We start from the raw sequence: 16,554 nt of genomic DNA on the forward strand, positions 1-16,554 counted from the left end.
ACTGACGAACTATCTGCAAAAAACTACAACAAAAATTAGCTATAAATACAGTCCAAATCTGGGTATTTTTGAAGGCTATCGAGCTCATTGCCAGCGCCTTATTATTTGGAAATATGGACACTGCCCAATGAAACATTCTCTACATATACGATGACAGAGCGTTGCTAATTCTATTTGCAGGAAGTTCAGCAAATTACTTTCCTAGCGTTTGCTCTTCCTCCTTGTCCTTATCCTTGTCCTTCTGGGTAGATTCATCATCATCAGCTTGACCGACCCCTTCCTTAAAACTCCGCAGCGTTTTGCCCAAAGCATTTCCCAACTCAGGAATTTTCTTGGGGCCAAAAATTAGAATAGCGACTACCGCAACAATGCCCAATTCGGGCAATCCCAGACCAAACATACAAAATCTCCGCGCTTACCTACTTTGCTTTTTCCCTGCGAATTACCGCTAGTGCATTTATTTTAGCGGAGAGTTTCCGGAAATCTTACTCATTACTCGGGTTTTTATGGCAATTTATTGCCCTGTGCCACTGCGAATACCTAGACTAATGTCACAGGGCTTGCTATAAGAGGGCAGATTTTTTTGTAAAACTTACTCGATCGCACGTCGAACTGCTGATATCCTTAAAAGTATCTACCTTGTTTACTGCATCCTGCAACCGTAGAATGAAGTTTTATTAAGCGATCGCCCGATAAATAAGAATGTTAGAAACATCCAAGCCTTCCCTGCGCGACCAACAGCACTACCTTATCCGCGAATTAGCCGATCGGATAGAATCAGTATGGCGTCGGTACCTCGACCTCGAACCCTACCACCTCCCCGCTGAGTTGGGATACGTGGAAGGGCGGCTGGAAGGAGAAAAACTGATCATAGAAAATCGCTGCTATCAAACTCCCCAATTCCGCAAAATACACTTGGAACTGGCTAAAGTCGGGCCGCTGCTGGATATCCTCCACTGCGTGATGTTTCCCAGACCGAATTATGCTTTGCCGATGTTCGGCACAGACATCGTAGCAGGCAAAGGTCAAATTAGCGCCGCGATCGCAGACCTTTCTCCCCTCAATCCCGATCGAACTTTGTCGGAAACCTACCGCACTCGACTGCAAACTTTGCCCGTCAACCAGTTTTCTTGTCCCCGCCAAATTCCCGAATGGGGCGATATTTTCTCAGAGTTTTGCCTGTTTGTGCGCCCCGATTCACAGGAAGAAGAAAGCCGATTTCTAGACATAGTTGAATCCTACGTCGAAATTCACTGCAAACTCGCAGTCGCTTCGGAACCAGTTTCTGTAGCCGAAGAAGCAAAAATTCTCGACGCTCAAATTTACTACTGCACCCAGCAGCAGCAAAACGACAAAACCAGGCGCGTACTCGAAAAAGCTTTCGGTCAAGATTGGGCAGAACATTACATGACCGAGGTGCTGTTTGATTACCCTAAATAGCTAAAATCTGTTTACAATTGTTCCTACCTGGTTGGCAACTCCCCGCTCTCTCAAAGACGGAGATGCTCTAAAATTTCAGGATGTTCCGCTTCCTCACTCAGTCATTCATTAATTCAGCAACGCCGCAATTTATTACGGCGAAGTTGTGTTGATGAATTAGCATTCTGCGTCTGGTAAAACAACTTTGTTAACCTTAATTCGAGTTTGGCGATCGATATTTAGGGAGGTTTGGCAAAAGAACAGCCCTGCACTATTTTACTCGTCACCCACGACAACCGTATTTTAGACATAGCCGATCGCATTATTCCAATATAGCGCGAAAGATTGTAAGTGAGATATTCAACAATTCATTAACAATCCCCTCAATCGCCCAATCTAAAATCTCAAGCTATACCTCATGTACCTGAGAAATGCTATAGAAGACGGTCACCTCGCACAAGACACACAAACACCCGCTGCAACTGACCTTCTTTCAGCACAATTATTGTGATTTTGCTCAACTTATTTCCGAGATCCGGGACGTTTTGCTCCTACCTTCGCAGGGCTTTTTGTTCCACCTTTAGCTGCACTTTTAGAACTACTTTTAGCATTTTTTTGACCCTTGGCTCCTGCCAACTGGCTCTCATTTTCATTAGCCGGTCTGCCGGCAGGCGTTCTCGTAGTCCTAAAGGTAACATTCACCCCTTCATTCGACTGTTCCAACACCAACATCGGCGTCGGCTTCGCTTTTTGATCCCATTCAATGTGAACGATGCGACCTTGAATAGTCGGCTGCCAACTATCATGGTCATCTGAAGGACTCAGATAAGTTTCCAAACAATCAATAATTTGATTAATTGTCGCCGATGTTGCCTGAGTCGGCAGTTTCATCAGCTTAATTTGAATCCGAAACAGCACTCGCCTTTCTATTTTTACGGCTGGATCGCCAGTTTCGTATTCGATATCAAACATCGAATCTACTTGCCTGCCGCTGCCAGCAGTCCCGTTTTTATCTCCTACTGCACTCTGAGTCGGGCGCAGGGCAATACTAATTTTGTCTTTGACTTTTACTTTAATCTGGTTGACAATGGCAAAGTGAAAGACTTCTTCCGCCATCCGCATTCTCAGGTAGTCTAAATTAAAGTCTCGCGAGTGAATGAGGTCGGGGTTTTTTTCCATCTTTGATATGGTTTCCAGAGCCATTTTGTATTTTTTCTGGAGTTCTCTATTTCTAAACTCTTCAAATTTGAGCTTCTTACTCAAATCATCTAGTCTTAGCTTGGTAAATACCGCTAAACCGAGCAGCAATAATAACAGTAATCCCGACGCTCCCATCAAGATTTGGTCGGGGGACGGAGATCCTGGTTTAGCCTGTTTAGGTTTGGGAGAGGCTACTGCCAACCTTGGTTCTACAAGGATGATTTGGGTTGACATGGGCTTTTAAAGGGTAAATTTTGACGCTATATTTATACAGGATTCCAGAGTAGAGCTGGCAGTGTAACTCGATCGACCAACATTGACATCATTCCACCACCATCTTGCTATAACTGGATTTCTACAACTCGAACAGGCACCCTCTAATTAATACTTTATCTTTAACTGCAAGCAGGTTTCCGAAATATCGGAAAATCCCGCGCTGGCACCGGCAAAAAGAAATGGTGAATTGTCTGTGATAGATTATACCAATATAGGTCAAAAAAAAATTGTTCCGCAGCCTCCGTTTCTAGAAAAAGAAAAATAAGTACACATAAATCAATACTAACTCTCTCCAGCGATCGCCAAAAACACTTCTGGAGAACAACCGATCGAGAAGCGGACTCTCCTATCGGGTGCTAATTACTACTGTTCGATCGCTCCCGCCCTGCCAGCCCACCGGGAGGCTGGCTGTGAGAATAGAGCTATCGCGCGATCGAACAACGTGTCCTTAGCTAAGATTACAGCTAATACCACAAATATTCGATCGTGACCTACGAACCCCTGCATCACAAGTATCGCCCTCAGACATTTGCCGAATTAGTCGGTCAAGAGGCGATCGCCCAAACTCTCACCAGCGCCATCCTGCAACAGCGCATAGCACCAGCATATCTATTCACCGGCCCCAGAGGCACCGGTAAAACCTCTAGTGCCAGAATTTTTGCCAAATCCCTCAACTGTATTTCTACCGGCGCCCCTACCCCGACACCCTGCGGCAAATGCAACGTTTGTCAAGAAATTGCCCGAGGTTCCACACTAGATGTCATCGAAATCGACGCCGCCAGTAACACCGGAGTAGACAACATTCGGGACTTGATCGAACGAGCCCAATTTGCCCCCGTACAGTGCCGCTATAAAGTATATGTAATCGACGAAGTTCATATGCTCAGTACCCAGGCATTTAATGCCCTATTAAAAACCTTAGAAGAACCGCCCGATCGCGTCGTATTCGTCCTCGCCACAACCGACCCCCAAAGAGTATTACCAACCATCATTTCTCGGTGCCAAAAATTCGACTTCCGCCGGATTCCCCTCGACTCAATGACCTCTCATTTACACAAGATTGCCCAATTAGAAAATATCAATATTGCCAGCGATGCCGTACAAATGGTTGCTCAACTCGCCCAAGGAGGACTGCGAGATGCAGAAAGTTTGCTCGACCAACTCAGCTTATTTCCCGGTCAAATAACCATCGAAAAAGTTTGGGATTTAGTCGGCGCCGTCCCAGAAAATGACTTGATGGAACTACTACAGGCGATCGCAAACGATAACGCTACAGCATTAATAGACATGACCCGGCACCTCATGGATCGCGGACGGGAACCACTAATCGTGCTGCAAAGCCTCGCCAGCTTTTACCGAGATTTGCTAATAGCCAAAGCAGCACCACAACGGTCAAATTTAGTAGCTTTAACCGCCGCAACTTGGGAAAAACTCTGCGATTTTGCCCGCAATTGGGACGCCGAGTTAATTCTGGCAAGTCAGAAACACTTGCAAACCCACGAAGTACAAATTAAAAACACCACTCAGCCGCGATTGTGGCTGGAAGTAACGCTGTTGGGATTGTTGCCTTCAGCCATTAGAACTCAGCCACAACCAGCAGCCCAACCAGGTAGAAATATTGCTCAATCCCAAATTCACCCCCCCGAACCCCCCCAAGCTTTGGGGGGGAGTTCCACAGCTAATATCGAACAGCCTCCCGCAGCCAAACCTCAAAATCCGCCACCGACTTCGCAACCTATTGTCGATCGCACACAAAGCACACCTCCTGCCCCGATTCCCGAAGCGATACCAACTGCTGAAACGAGTCAAACCAATTATTCACCAACTAATTTAGGTAGCGAAATTGATTTAGATAAAGTGTGGCAACAGGTACTCGATCGCGTGCGGCCCCACGGGACTCAATCGCTACTCCGGCAACACGGACAGCTAGTAATGTTTAGCAATGATACGGCTTATGTTAAGATTAGTTCGCAGCCGTTGCTGAATATGGTTAAAGACAAAGTACCTAATATTGAAGAAGCTTTTTTGCAAGTGTTTAACAGTCGAGTAGCAGTAAAAGTAGTTTTAACAAATCCCGCTGCAACTAATAGTTCCCGCACCCAAGATTTGCCAAATTATAACGAACGTGTTGCCGAAACTCCTCGGAATTCTCCTGCTGCGATCGATGAGAATCAACAGGTGGAGCACCCGGGTAATTCTGAGATGGCAGGTAATTTTTTGGGGGACGGAGGAGAAGAGCAAAAACACTCTTGGGCGAACGAAAATACTGCTGCTAATGTGCCAAATGTTTCTGAACCGTTGCGGCAGATCAACACTTCTACAGACTCTCAGAATGAGTTAAATGCTCAGGCTGTAGCGGTACGGGCTGATGCTCAAGCTGTCGCGAATACGAGCAAGCAATGGGCTGATATGTTTGACGGGCAAGTAGTCGATTTGTCGGATGATTTAGAGATTTGGGAGTCGGAAACTTTTAGATTGGAATCTGAACCGGATTTTCCTGAGTTATCTTCTGATGTTGATGAGGATGATTTAATCGATTGGTAATCGATTGATTTTGGGAGTTCAATCAAGATGTTTGTAGTGAGGACTTTAGTCGGCCAATTTAGGGCTTGCTGAAAAAGTGTACGTACTGGAAAAACGAGGCTACACAGATTAACAAATAGTAGGTTTCTGGCTAAATTTCCCAAATTTAGCCATCAACGAACAAGGACAGTGCAAGGGTTTTGAGAATCTATAATCCTATAACTTGCACTTGTGAGAGTTTCAAAAGATTGAAGCCGTTATCTGGAAAACTTTCTACTTTTATTCAGCAAGCCCTAATTTAGATGCGGACTAAAGTCCTCACTACAAACCTATTTGACAGGTGTTTTACTGGGGCGGGAGGGAAATGTGGAGAATTTCGTCGTTGGCGCAGCCCTCGGAGCCGATCGCCGAAAATCCCGCCCTAGTGTAAACTCGAAATTCCTGCTCGTGTAGCGTCATCAAAAAAGCCACCGTAACACCCGCGTCAAAAGCCTCTCGCAACAACCGCGCCGTCAAAGCCCCTGCAATACCCCGCCGCCGAAAAGCAGCCGGCACACCAATTCCCGCGATTTCCGTCGTCTGGTTTTGCGGTGGCGTGCAGATTCCAGCGCCCGCAGGTTCGCCCGTTGCTGCGACGCGGGCGAGTACCGCAATCCCACCCGCCGCCAGAGTTTTCCGAAGACTGTCAACATCTTCAGGGCTGGGTGCAGCCTCTCCATAAGCCTCGTTTTGCGCCGCCACAGTACCCAAAAGTTCGTCATCGGAAACTGGCAGAATTAGCTCGATTTCCGGCGGAATCGGCAGCAATTTCTCCGATCCCGGAGTGCAAATCATCAGCGGTAAGCGTCCCTCAACGGTGAAACCAGCGGATATCAGGGCTTCTTCGACAGCGGGCGCGAGTTTCGTGACATATTCCAAACGTGGCTGTCGATCGCGGTCAGAGTACGCAGCAATTAGTGCGTTAACATCGGCGAGGGAGGGTGTGGCGCCATCTTCGGGAATCGCATAATTCAGATAAGGGTTGGTGGTGTGGGGGCTGAATGTAGCGAGGAAGGGGCCGATATGCTCGGTGTCGCGCTGCTGGCTGGCGGCAAAACGCAGGTATGCTTGAATGCGAGATTCCATAGATTTATTGCAAAAATAGTTAGGACGGGCAGGATGCCCATCCCACAAAAACTTTTTTTCTTCTTGTGGAACGGGCATCTTGCCCGTCCAAAAATAAGACGGGCAGGATGCCCATCCCACAAATAAGACGGGCAGGATGCCCATCCCACAAAAACTTTTTTTCTTCTTGTGGAACGGGCATCTTGCCCGTCCGAAAATAAGACGGGCAGGATGCCCATCCCACAAAAACTTTTTTTTCTTGTGGAATGGGCATCTTGCCCGTCCGAAAATAAGACGGGCAGGATGCCCATCCCACAAAAACTTTTTTTTCTTGTGGAATGGGCATCTTGCCCGTCCGAAAATTTGATGAGAAGGAATTTTACAATTTTGTACGATCAAATTGCTATCCTGAAAACCGATGCTTTTAAGCCGATTCTGGTTTTGGCAACGAAGACGGAAGCACCAACAATTCGGCAGTCGATCGCTTCTCAACCATTTCCTTAGTAATCGTACACCGTGTCACATCCTTGCGCGACGGCAACTCGTACATCACATCTAACATTAATTCTTCGACAATTCCCCGCAGTGCCCGCGCTCCTGTTTTGCGGCGGTATGCCTCTTGCGCGATCGCCCGAATCGCATCCGTCTTAAACTCCAACTGTACATTATCCATTTTTAGCAGCTTTTGATACTGCTTCACCAAAGCATTGCGGGGCTCCGTCAAAATCGCCATCAGCGTTTCCTCATCCAGCGGCTCTAACACCGCCGCCACCGGCACCCGCCCGATAAACTCTGGAATCATCCCATATTTTACCAAATCGTCCGGTTCCAGTTGCTTGAGCACATCAGCGGCCCGCTTTTCCTTCGGCTGAGCTTCTCCCGGCTGAATAAAACCCATTGACTTTTTACCCGTTCTCTGCTCGATCACTTTTTCCAAACCGACAAAAGCGCCACCGCAAATAAACATAATATTGCTGGTATCAATTTGGATGCAATCTTGATACGGGTGCTTGCGGCCGCCTTGGGGTGGTACATTGGCGATCGTCCCCTCCAGCATTTTCAGCAAAGCCTGCTGCACTCCTTCCCCAGAGACATCCCGAGTAATCGAAGGATTTTCGCTCTTGCGGGCAATTTTGTCAATTTCATCAATATAAATAATTCCGCGCTGCGCCTCTTCCACGTCCATATCTGCCACTTGCAGCAGCCGCAGCAAAATATTTTCCACATCTTCTCCGACATAGCCGGCTTCCGTCAGCGTCGTCGCGTCAGCCACCGCAAACGGCACGTCCAGCATATCCGCCAAAGTCTGAGCCAGGAGAGTTTTGCCGCAGCCCGTCGGCCCGATTAACAAAATATTCGATTTTTGCAGTTCTACTTCTTCCGGCGGGTGCTTGCCGCTATTTTTGGCATGGATAAAACTGAGGCGCTTGTAGTGGTTGTAAACTGCCACCGAGAGGACTTTTTTCGCCTCCTCTTGACCGATCGCATTTTCGTCGAGATAATTTTTAATTTCCCTCGGCTTGGGAATTTGGCTCATCGAGATACTTTTGCCCGAGGTAGCGCGGCGTTTTTGCGTTGTTTCCTGCTTCGGAACCGCTGCTGCTGCGGGCACAGCACTCGAATCAAACAACTCCTCATCTAAAATTTCATTGCACAAATCAACGCATTCATCGCAGATATAAACCCCGGGGCCTGCGATTAACTTTCGCACTTGCTCTTGAGACTTGCCGCAAAACGAACATTTTAGATGGGAGTCGTACTTAGACATAACAGCCTCTTAATTCAGTGCAGTGACGTTTTCTCCCGCAGCCGGAAGGTTTTCTTTTGCGATAACTCGATCGACCAATCCGTAATCTTTGGCTTCATCGGCTGACATAAAAAAGTCGCGTTCTGTATCTGCCTCTAATTTGTCGATCGGTTGACCAGTATGGTGCGCTAACAATTGATTCAGCTTACGCTTATGATAAAGGATTTCTTTGGCTTGAATCTCAATATCTACTGCTTGACCTTGAGCGCCTCCGAGCGGCTGGTGGATCATAATCCGGGAACTCGGAAGAGACATCCGCTTTCCGTGGGCTCCCGCTGTCAGCAGAAATGCGCCCATACTTGCAGCCAAACCGTAACAAATCGTCACCACATCCGGGCGAATTTGCTGCATGGTATCATAAATTGCCATACCCGCCGTTACCGAGCCGCCGGGGGAATTGATGTACATTTGGACATCTTTTTCTGGGTCTTCGGCATCTAGATACAATAGCTGAGCTACGATCGAATCAGCCACTTCGTCAGTTACGGGAGTTCCTAAAAACACAATGCGCTCCCGCAGCAAGCGCGAGTAAATGTCAAATGCCCGCTCGCCCATCCCCGACTGTTCTAGTACCATCGGCACTACATTGCTGGGGCTGGAGCTGACATCAAAATCGTTATAGCTTGTAATTAGGTAATTGGAAGATTGAGATACCACCATAAGACACCAGTCAAGGATTCTAGACAATTTGCTGCTGATGAAAGCTTGAAATTAAGCCGCCAGCTTTTAACTATTATGCCTCTTCTGAAGCCAGATGGGGGGAATGGAGAGTTTTGAGCGATCGAGATTGATGGCTGCGATCGGCGTAACGCTGGTAGAGTGAATGAGTTAAAAGAGTTACTCACCAATCGTGGCTGTTTTTAGTATGCGCCAACCGAAACCCGGTTTCTGTTGCAAAAACTTGGTTTGACTGCGTGACCCTAAGAAACCGGGTTTCTAGCCCCCGCGCGCCATGTTATAGCAAGCATCAGGTGCGAGGCATTCGTATCAATTTAAGCTTAAGAGTTGATAAATATTCGTTTGCCCCCTAGGCTAAATCCCCCTTAAGAAGGGGGAATTTGAGTACCTCCGGATCTGGACCACACCATCCAACAACAATCTATAACTGCGTTTGACGTGCTTTTTAGCACAAATCTACGCGTTGTGCACCCTACGCTGGTAGTTTCTAGAAGCAAAACTAGAAGGTTTTACTCTTGGCCTACCACTTCCACGTCGATCGCGCTCGTGACTGCTTCAGCAGACTCTTCGGCGTCTGATTCTTCTGCTTCTTCCTCTGCTGCTGGAGTCAAAGAGCCTTCAGGTAGGAGTTCAATTGTCCCTTTTTCTTCCAACCATTTCAGGGTTTTTTGTTTTAGCAAGTCTTCTGCTACAAATTCCCGCAACTTTTCAGGGTCAAAATTCCCTTTGGGAAACTGCTTTCTGACTTTTGCTACTTCTGCTACTACTTCTGCTGGTTCAACAGATAAGGATTCCAGCTTGGCTACTTCTGCCAGAGCTAGAGTTTGTTTGAGCCTTTCTACTGCTTCCGGACGAGAGCGTTCCCGCATCGGCCCGATATTTTCTTCGGTAAACAGTTGGTTGATATCTATGCCATAATTTTTCAACTGCATGGCTTGTTGGTTGAGCAAATAATCGATTTCGCGATCGACCATTGTTGCGGGAATTTCCACATCTATGAGCTGAACCAGTGCTGCTGATATGGCTTTTTCCTTATTAACTGATAACTTGTTTTCTTGCTCTGTTTTAAACCGAGTTTCGAGGGATTCGCGCAGTTGTGCTAAAGTTTCAAACTCGCTAACTTCTTGGGCAAAGTCGTCGTCCAACTCCGGCAATTCCTTTTCCTTCAGTTCTTTCAGAGTAATCGTAAATACTGCTGGTTTTCCCGCCAATTCTTCACTGCTATATTCATCAGGGAACTGGACGGAAACTTCTCTAGTTTCTCCGGGGTTCATCCCGATCATGCCTTGAATAAAGCCCGGTACAAACTGATTTTCCGACAATTCTACTTGAAAGTCTTCGGCATCGCCGCCGGGAATTTCTGCGGGAGTTTCACCTTCGGCTGCTTCGGTAAATCTACCTGCGAAATCAACCAAAGCCATGTCTCCCAATTGAGCTGGCCGGCCTTCTACGGGGATTAAAGTCGCTTTGTCCGATCGATATTTTGCCAGTACCTCATCTACCTGAGCCTCATCATACTTAACTTCTTCTGCTTGAAGCTGCAAGCCGGTGTACTGACCCATTTTTACTTCGGGTTCTACATCAACCTTAGCCGAAAAAGTCAGAGGCTGTTCTGGATCGAACTTTCCTAGCAATTCTTCAAACTCAGTGCGGAGTTCAAAACTGCCAATTGCCGGAATTTTTTCTTGTTCGAGAGCTTTTTGCAGTGAATCATTAATCAAATTTTCCAAAGCTGTAGCTTTCAAGCGAGTCTGGCCCAGGCGCTGTAGCAAAACTTGGCGGGGAACTTTGCCTTTGCGGAACCCAGGAATATTGACCTCGCGAGCGAATTGTTTAATTACCTGCTCGTAAGCTTGTTTTGATTTTTCTGATGGCACTTCGATTTCCAAACCAATTTGACTGGCTGGAAGTTTTTCCTGGGTTACTTTCATCGGCTTTTGTGATATTTAACAATTTTGATAAAATACATACAAATCTGACTTTGCTTGCATTTTAAGTTTGTACGCTTTGACTTGTAGCGACATAACTACCAACACCTCTACCGGATGAGACTGTAAGTCGTTTCCGGCTACTTTTTTCGCTCTTGCCAAATAGTTTTGGTTTGAGGATACTAGGTTTTGCTGCTAGGAATGTGGAGGTTAAGTCCAGTGACGCTCCTACACCAATTGCAAGCGTTATGGTGTAGGCATCTGAGTCCTGTTAAGGATATCCAGATCTTCCTTCAAGGTACTCCAATTGTTTCCCTCTACGGCATTTTATAGTGAGGAACACGTCCCGCCCCACTCTTGGTTTCAAAAATGAAATTCCAAGCACCTTCGTGCCTTGAAAATTTTACTCGCAGGAGGCCGCCACAATTAAATGTGTCACTTCCCTACGAAACCCCCTATCTTCAGTTGTCAAGGTTCAGTATATTGGTAGCATTTTCGGCTGCCCAATAACTACAATCGTAGCACTCAAACCCTTACTGGGGAAAGTTTTGGTTCTATTTGCTCGTCTCCTGATTCACCCGCCCACTCCCAAGACCTGCGCTTGTTGGCAGGCGGGTGGAATCGTCATCTCGCTCGCCTTTCATCCCACAGTAAGTGGAGTATTACTATACTGTGGGGATTTCCGTCTGTCGAGCTAATAGCCGATGCACCATAGCATATATCGCCCTCGGATGTCAATCCGACCGGCATGAGCGGGCGATCGGATTGAATGGATGCGTTTGCTCAAATGCAGGTATCCCAAAACCAACTTGATGTGGATTGGGCGCGAGCAGATGGCAAAAGATGCTAAACTAAGATTGAGTACGATCGACCACCTCGGTTACTTGCACCCTTGCCATCTGCTCGCGCCCTGATGTCGCATAAAATTAATTTAGTTCGATCGGCTACTGTGCATTGAAATTGTATATTTCCTAAACCGATCAAAAATCCTCTCTCTCCCCCCCTCTCCCCCTCTCCCCCTCTCCCCCTCTCCAGATGCACAAAAGCTTATTCAGTATTGCAGTTATTTAAATTTTAGATTTCGATCGTTTAGACTCTAATTTGTGGAGGAAACTAATTTGTCTCAATCCTATCGAGTTGCCATTTTAGGAGCCACCGGCGCAGTCGGTGCCGAGTTACTAGAACTCCTGCACAGCCGGAGTTTTCCCATTTCAGACTTGAAGCTGCTGGCTTCGGAACGTTCAGCAGGCACAACTTTGCCCTTTGGCGGCGAGATGTTGCCGGTCGAAGCTGTATCGGAGCGATCGTTCGATAATGTAGATCTAGTGCTCGCCTCCGCCGGCGGTTCTATCTCTAAACTGTGGGCTCCGAAAGCAGTGGCAGCCGGGGCCGTGGTAATCGACAATTCCAGCGCTTTCCGTATGGATGCGACGGTACCTCTAGTTGTTCCCGAAGTCAATCCCCAAGCTGCGGCAACTCACCGAGGTATCATTGCTAATCCCAACTGCACCACGATTTTGATGGCAGTTGCCGTTTGGCCGCTGCACAAAGTTAAACCAGTCAAGCGCATAGTTGTAGCGACTTACCAGTCTGCCAGCGGCGCGGGCGCCAGGGCAATGGAGGAAATGAAAGATCAAGCCAGAGCAATTTTGGCAGGGGAAATTCCCAAAACCGATATTTTTCCCTACCCCTTGGCTTTTAACTTGTTTCCGCACAATACACCAATTAACGATTTAGGGTATTGTGAGGAAGAGATGAAAATGGTCAACGAAACTCGGAAGATTTTTGGTACTGACGAGATTAGAATTAGTGCGACTTGCGTCCGGGTTCCCGTACTCCGCGCCCATTCGGAGGCGATTAATCTGGAGTTTGCAGAGCCTTTTAGCCCGATCGACGCTAAGGAAATCTTAAAGGAGGCGATCGGCGTTAAGCTGGTAGAAGACTGGCAAGCTAATTATTTCCCGATGCCCGTCGAGGCCAGCGGTAAGGATGAAGTGCTAGTCGGCAGGATTCGCCAAGATATTTCTCACCCCTGCGGGTTGGAGATGTGGCTGAGCGGCGATCAAATTCGCAAAGGGGCTGCTTTAAATGCGGTGCAAATAGCTGAGTTGCTAGCAGACAAAGGTTTGCTGCAAATCCAACAAGCAGCGGCTATTTCTACTTAGGGCGAGTGGGCCCAAAAAATAGATGCAAGTCCCCTACGTCAGGAGTGGAGATCTCAAAATTTTAGAGCCTAGTTGAAGAACCCAGATTCATCTGTGGAGTCAATTTAACATCTAAAATTTAACATCTAAAATCGACTGAATCTGACAATAGGGCAATTGAAATGAAGATTTTAGATAAATCTTGCATCTGAAATCAAAAATTTAAAATCAAAAATCAACAGTCTAAAATCGGAGAAAGTGTGGTAAAGTTTGGACGGGTTCTGACTGCAATGATTACGCCGTTTAAGGAAGACGGCAGTGTTAACTATGCGGTAGCAGAACAATTGGCAATTCATTTAGCCGATCGCGGTACGGATAGCTTGGTAATGTGCGGAACTACGGGCGAATCTCCCACTATGAGCTGGGATGAAGAGTACCAATTATTTCAGGTGGTACAAAAGGCAGTAGCCGGTAAAGCTTTGGTAATCGCAGGAGCCGGGTCGAATTCGACCTCAGAAGCCATCGAAGCTACGCAAAAAGCAGCTAAACTCGGGTTAGACGGCTGTTTGCAGGTAGTTCCTTATTACAACAAGCCGCCGCAAGAAGGTTTGTACAATCATTTTCGGGCGATCGCGCAATCTGCTCCAGAATTGCCTATAATGTTATATAACATCCCCGGTCGCACTGGCCAGAATATGTTGCCCGAGACAGTAGCTCGATTGGCAGAAATCCCCAACATTGTGGCAGTCAAAGAAGCAAGTGGCAACCTAGATCAAGCAAGTCAAATTCGGTGCTTGACATCACCGGAATTTGCGATCTATTCTGGAGATGATTCCCTAACTTTGCCAATGTTGGCGGTAGGAGGATCTGGTGTAGTTAGCGTAGCCAGCCATCTGGTAGGAGAGCAACTGCAACAGATGATTAAAGCTTTCGAGGCCGGTCAAGTTCAAGTCGCTACCCAGATTCACTTGCAACTTTTTGACCTGTTTAAAGCTCTTTTTCTCACCACAAATCCCATTCCCGTTAAGGCAGCTCTTAAACTTCAAGGCTGGGATGTGGGTTCCACCCGTCCGCCCCTGTGCGCTCCGCCCCTTGAGGTAACTCAAAAGTTAAAGGACGTACTGAGTCAGCTAGCCGCAGTATCTGCTAGCTAGATAGGCGAGAACGAGTTTTCAGACAACTGAATATTAGTTGCGATCGGTCAGTAGTGCGAGCCTCGGAACTCGCGAACGTCATCAGTCATTAGTCATTAACTGTTAGTAAGTAACTGACTGTCAAGGATTAAAGACTGGGAATTAAAGACTCAAGACTGAAGACAACTGACTGTACGGGTTCGCAAAACCCGCAGGGGAGTTTTCCATCATAAATATGTGGAAAAAAATCGCCCTACTAACCAACAGCCGAAAAAAGACGACAGACAAAAGACAACAGACAACAGACTCATAACAAAAATAACTAACAAAGGATACGCATGATCAAAAATACAACTGCATCAGCTCTAAAAGTTATTCCCCTCGGCGGGCTGCACGAAATCGGTAAAAACACTTGTGTGTTCGAGTACGGCGACGAAATAATTCTTTTAGATGCAGGTTTAGCTTTCCCCACAGATGGAATGCACGGTGTAAATATTGTCCTCCCAGACATGACTTACCTGCGGGAAAACAACCACAAAATTAAAGGTATGATCGTGACTCACGGTCACGAAGATCACATCGGTGGCATCCCCTATCACCTCAAACAATTTGAAATTCCAGTCATCTACGGCCCGCGCTTGGCGATGGCTTTGCTCGCCGGAAAATTGGAAGAAGCCGGAGTGTCTCACCGCACTGAATTGCGGACTGTTCGCCCCCGGGATACGGTCAGAATTGGTAAGCATTTCTTAGTTGAATACATTCGCAACACTCACTCGATGGCCGACAGTTTCACTGTGGCAATTCACACTCCCGTCGGAATTATTATTCACACTGGAGACTTTAAAATTGACCACACTCCTGTAGACGGCGAGCATTTTGATTTGCAAAAGCTGGCGGAGTACGGCGAAAGAGGCGTGCTGTGCTTGATCAGCGATTCTACTAACTCGGAAGTTCCTGGTTTTACCGCTTCAGAACGTTCTGTAGCTCCGAATTTAGACAGAATTATCGCTCAAGCAACGGGACGAGTGATGCTGACGACTTTTGCTTCTTCGGTACACCGATTGCAAATTGTTTTGGAATTGGCTAAGAAAAACAATCGGTATGTCGGAGTGGTTGGCCGCTCGATGCTGAACGTCATCGCTCACTGCCGCAATCTCGGCTACATCAAATGCGAAGATAGTATTTTCAAACCGTTGAAAGAAATCCGCAATTTGCCAGATGACAAGGTTTTGATTTTAACTACAGGTTCCCAAGGCGAACCGATGGCGGCGATGACTCGCATTGCTAACGGCGAACATCATGAAGTGAAAATCAGAAAGGGCGATACAGTCATTTTCTCGGCTAATCCGATTCCTGGAAATACGATCGCAGTGGTAAATACGATCGATAAACTGATGATGCTGGGAGCAAACGTGGTTTACGGCCGCGACAAAGGAATTCACGTTTCCGGCCACGGCTGTCAAGAAGACCAAAAGTTAATGATTAACATGACTCGTCCCAAGTTCTTCTTACCCGTCCACGGAGAACACCGGATGCTGGTTCAGCACTCCAAGACTGCTCAAAGCATGGGCATTCCCGCGAGCAATATGGTGATTATTGACAACGGCGATGTGGTTGAGTTGACCGAAAATTCGATGCGACTCGGTACTAAAGTGCCTTCAGGAATTGAATTGGTAGACTCTTCGCGATCGGGCGTAGTCAAAGCAAACGTCCTCAAGGAACGTCAGCAGTTAGCCGGAGATGGCGCTGTAACGGTAGCGGCAGCTTTGAACTGGGAAGGCAAGTTAGTCGCTAAGCCAGAAGTCCACTTAAAAGGTGTAGTGACATCCGCCGATCGCGCGGAAACGATCGGACTAATCAATCAAACCATTGAAACAGTTTTGAGCGATCGCTGGTCGGAATTTGTCCTACCTGCTACTGCTGAATCGCCAGTTAATGTTGACTGGGTAGGAGTTCAAACCCAAATCGAAAAAGCAATTGGGCGAGTGCTGCGCCGGCAACTGCAAAGCAATCCGATGCTGGTATTCCTGATGCAAATTCCTGAAGAAGCAGTGCGATCGGAATTTGTGCAAAGAGCTCAGCTTTCGATTGAAGCACCTAAGCTAGCATCATCATCATCACCATCATCATCATCACCATCATTGCCATCCCCAGTACCAGTCCCGGCTAACGCAGTAACAGGTCGTCGTCGTCCTCGGACTGCTGCAAAAGTAGCTTCCGTTGTCTCCTAGTATTAGTAATCCCTGGCTTTGCGCCAGGGATTTGTTTTTCAACGGCAGATAATATCAAATCCGGTAGCATTGGAATTATAAGAGTGCGATCGTCTTAGCGATCGATCTATG

At 47.1% G+C, this 16,554-nt stretch carries 13 protein-coding genes and 1 pseudogene; 6 read left to right on the forward strand and 8 right to left on the reverse strand.

Features of this window, described 5'->3' with window-relative positions; all coding sequences use genetic code 11:
• Window positions 1–193: 193 nt before the first annotated feature.
• On the reverse strand, window positions 194–400 hold the full coding sequence (gene tatA / locus JGK36_RS18140) for a twin-arginine translocase TatA/TatE family subunit (RefSeq protein WP_293196831.1): 207 nt from the start codon (window positions 398–400) through the stop codon (window positions 194–196).
• Between the two features lie 302 nt (window positions 401–702).
• On the opposite strand from tatA, the gene JGK36_RS18145 reads away from it, so the two are divergent.
• Together JGK36_RS18145 and JGK36_RS18150 are read left to right on the forward strand one after the other, a co-directional pair.
• Window positions 703–1,440 (forward strand): phycocyanobilin:ferredoxin oxidoreductase, encoded by a 738-nt coding sequence (locus tag JGK36_RS18145; protein ID WP_293155731.1) that lies wholly within the window; start codon window positions 703–705, stop codon window positions 1,438–1,440.
• 210 nt (window positions 1,441–1,650) lie between these two features.
• A pseudogene (locus tag JGK36_RS18150) lies at window positions 1,651–1,755 on the forward strand (ABC transporter ATP-binding protein); the annotation flags it as partial.
• A gap of 186 nt (window positions 1,756–1,941) precedes the next feature.
• Here the strand turns inward: JGK36_RS18150 and JGK36_RS18155 are convergent.
• A complete protein-coding gene (locus tag JGK36_RS18155; protein WP_293181003.1) occupies window positions 1,942–2,853 on the reverse strand; it encodes a hypothetical protein in 912 nt (303 codons plus the stop codon).
• A 405-nt stretch (window positions 2,854–3,258) separates the two neighbouring features.
• Window positions 3,259–3,402: a hypothetical protein gene (locus JGK36_RS18160; RefSeq protein WP_293181006.1), complete on the reverse strand. Its 144-nt coding sequence runs from the start codon at window positions 3,400–3,402 to the stop codon at window positions 3,259–3,261.
• On the opposite strand from JGK36_RS18160, the gene JGK36_RS18165 reads away from it, so the two are divergent.
• Window positions 3,382–5,439, forward strand: coding sequence for a DNA polymerase III subunit gamma/tau (locus JGK36_RS18165; RefSeq protein ID WP_293181009.1), 2,058 nt, complete (start codon window positions 3,382–3,384; stop codon window positions 5,437–5,439). The genes JGK36_RS18160 and JGK36_RS18165 overlap by 21 nt on opposite strands.
• Before the next feature lie 324 nt (window positions 5,440–5,763).
• On the opposite strand, the gene JGK36_RS18170 is transcribed toward JGK36_RS18165, so the two are convergent.
• The 5 genes from JGK36_RS18170 to tig all read right to left on the reverse strand — a co-directional run bounded on the left by JGK36_RS18170 (window position 5,764) and on the right by tig (window position 10,938).
• Window positions 5,764–6,543, reverse strand: coding sequence for a GNAT family N-acetyltransferase (locus JGK36_RS18170; RefSeq protein ID WP_293191047.1), 780 nt, complete (start codon window positions 6,541–6,543; stop codon window positions 5,764–5,766).
• A gap of 19 nt (window positions 6,544–6,562) precedes the next feature.
• A complete protein-coding gene (locus tag JGK36_RS18175; protein ID WP_293201032.1) occupies window positions 6,563–6,868 on the reverse strand; it encodes a hypothetical protein in 306 nt (101 codons plus the stop codon).
• Between the two features lie 78 nt (window positions 6,869–6,946).
• Window positions 6,947–8,290 (reverse strand): ATP-dependent protease ATP-binding subunit ClpX, encoded by a 1,344-nt coding sequence (gene clpX, locus JGK36_RS18180; protein WP_293155744.1) that lies wholly within the window; start codon window positions 8,288–8,290, stop codon window positions 6,947–6,949.
• A 9-nt stretch (window positions 8,291–8,299) separates the two neighbouring features.
• Window positions 8,300–8,989, reverse strand: coding sequence for an ATP-dependent Clp endopeptidase proteolytic subunit ClpP (gene clpP, locus JGK36_RS18185; RefSeq protein WP_293181015.1), 690 nt, complete (start codon window positions 8,987–8,989; stop codon window positions 8,300–8,302).
• A gap of 527 nt (window positions 8,990–9,516) precedes the next feature.
• Window positions 9,517–10,938 carry a trigger factor gene (gene tig, locus JGK36_RS18190; RefSeq protein ID WP_293196833.1) on the reverse strand — a complete coding sequence of 474 codons (1,422 nt, stop codon included), beginning with the start codon at window positions 10,936–10,938 and terminating at the stop codon, window positions 9,517–9,519.
• Window positions 10,939–12,053: 1,115 nt separating this feature from the next.
• On the opposite strand from tig, the gene JGK36_RS18195 reads away from it, so the two are divergent.
• The 3 genes from JGK36_RS18195 to JGK36_RS18205 all read left to right on the forward strand — a co-directional run bounded on the left by JGK36_RS18195 (window position 12,054) and on the right by JGK36_RS18205 (window position 16,443).
• Window positions 12,054–13,100 carry an aspartate-semialdehyde dehydrogenase gene (locus JGK36_RS18195; protein WP_293181021.1) on the forward strand — a complete coding sequence of 349 codons (1,047 nt, stop codon included), beginning with the start codon at window positions 12,054–12,056 and terminating at the stop codon, window positions 13,098–13,100.
• Between the two features lie 239 nt (window positions 13,101–13,339).
• Window positions 13,340–14,233 (forward strand): 4-hydroxy-tetrahydrodipicolinate synthase, encoded by an 894-nt coding sequence (gene dapA, locus JGK36_RS18200; protein WP_293196834.1) that lies wholly within the window; start codon window positions 13,340–13,342, stop codon window positions 14,231–14,233.
• A gap of 317 nt (window positions 14,234–14,550) precedes the next feature.
• Complete coding sequence (locus tag JGK36_RS18205; protein WP_293196835.1) at window positions 14,551–16,443, forward strand: ribonuclease J; 1,893 nt, start codon at window positions 14,551–14,553, stop codon at window positions 16,441–16,443.
• Window positions 16,444–16,554 lie beyond the last annotated feature (111 nt).

Origin of the sequence: Microcoleus sp. PH2017_35_SFW_U_B, assembly GCF_020737865.1 — a bacterium.
Lineage (GTDB): Bacteria > Cyanobacteriota > Cyanobacteriia > Cyanobacteriales > Microcoleaceae > Microcoleus.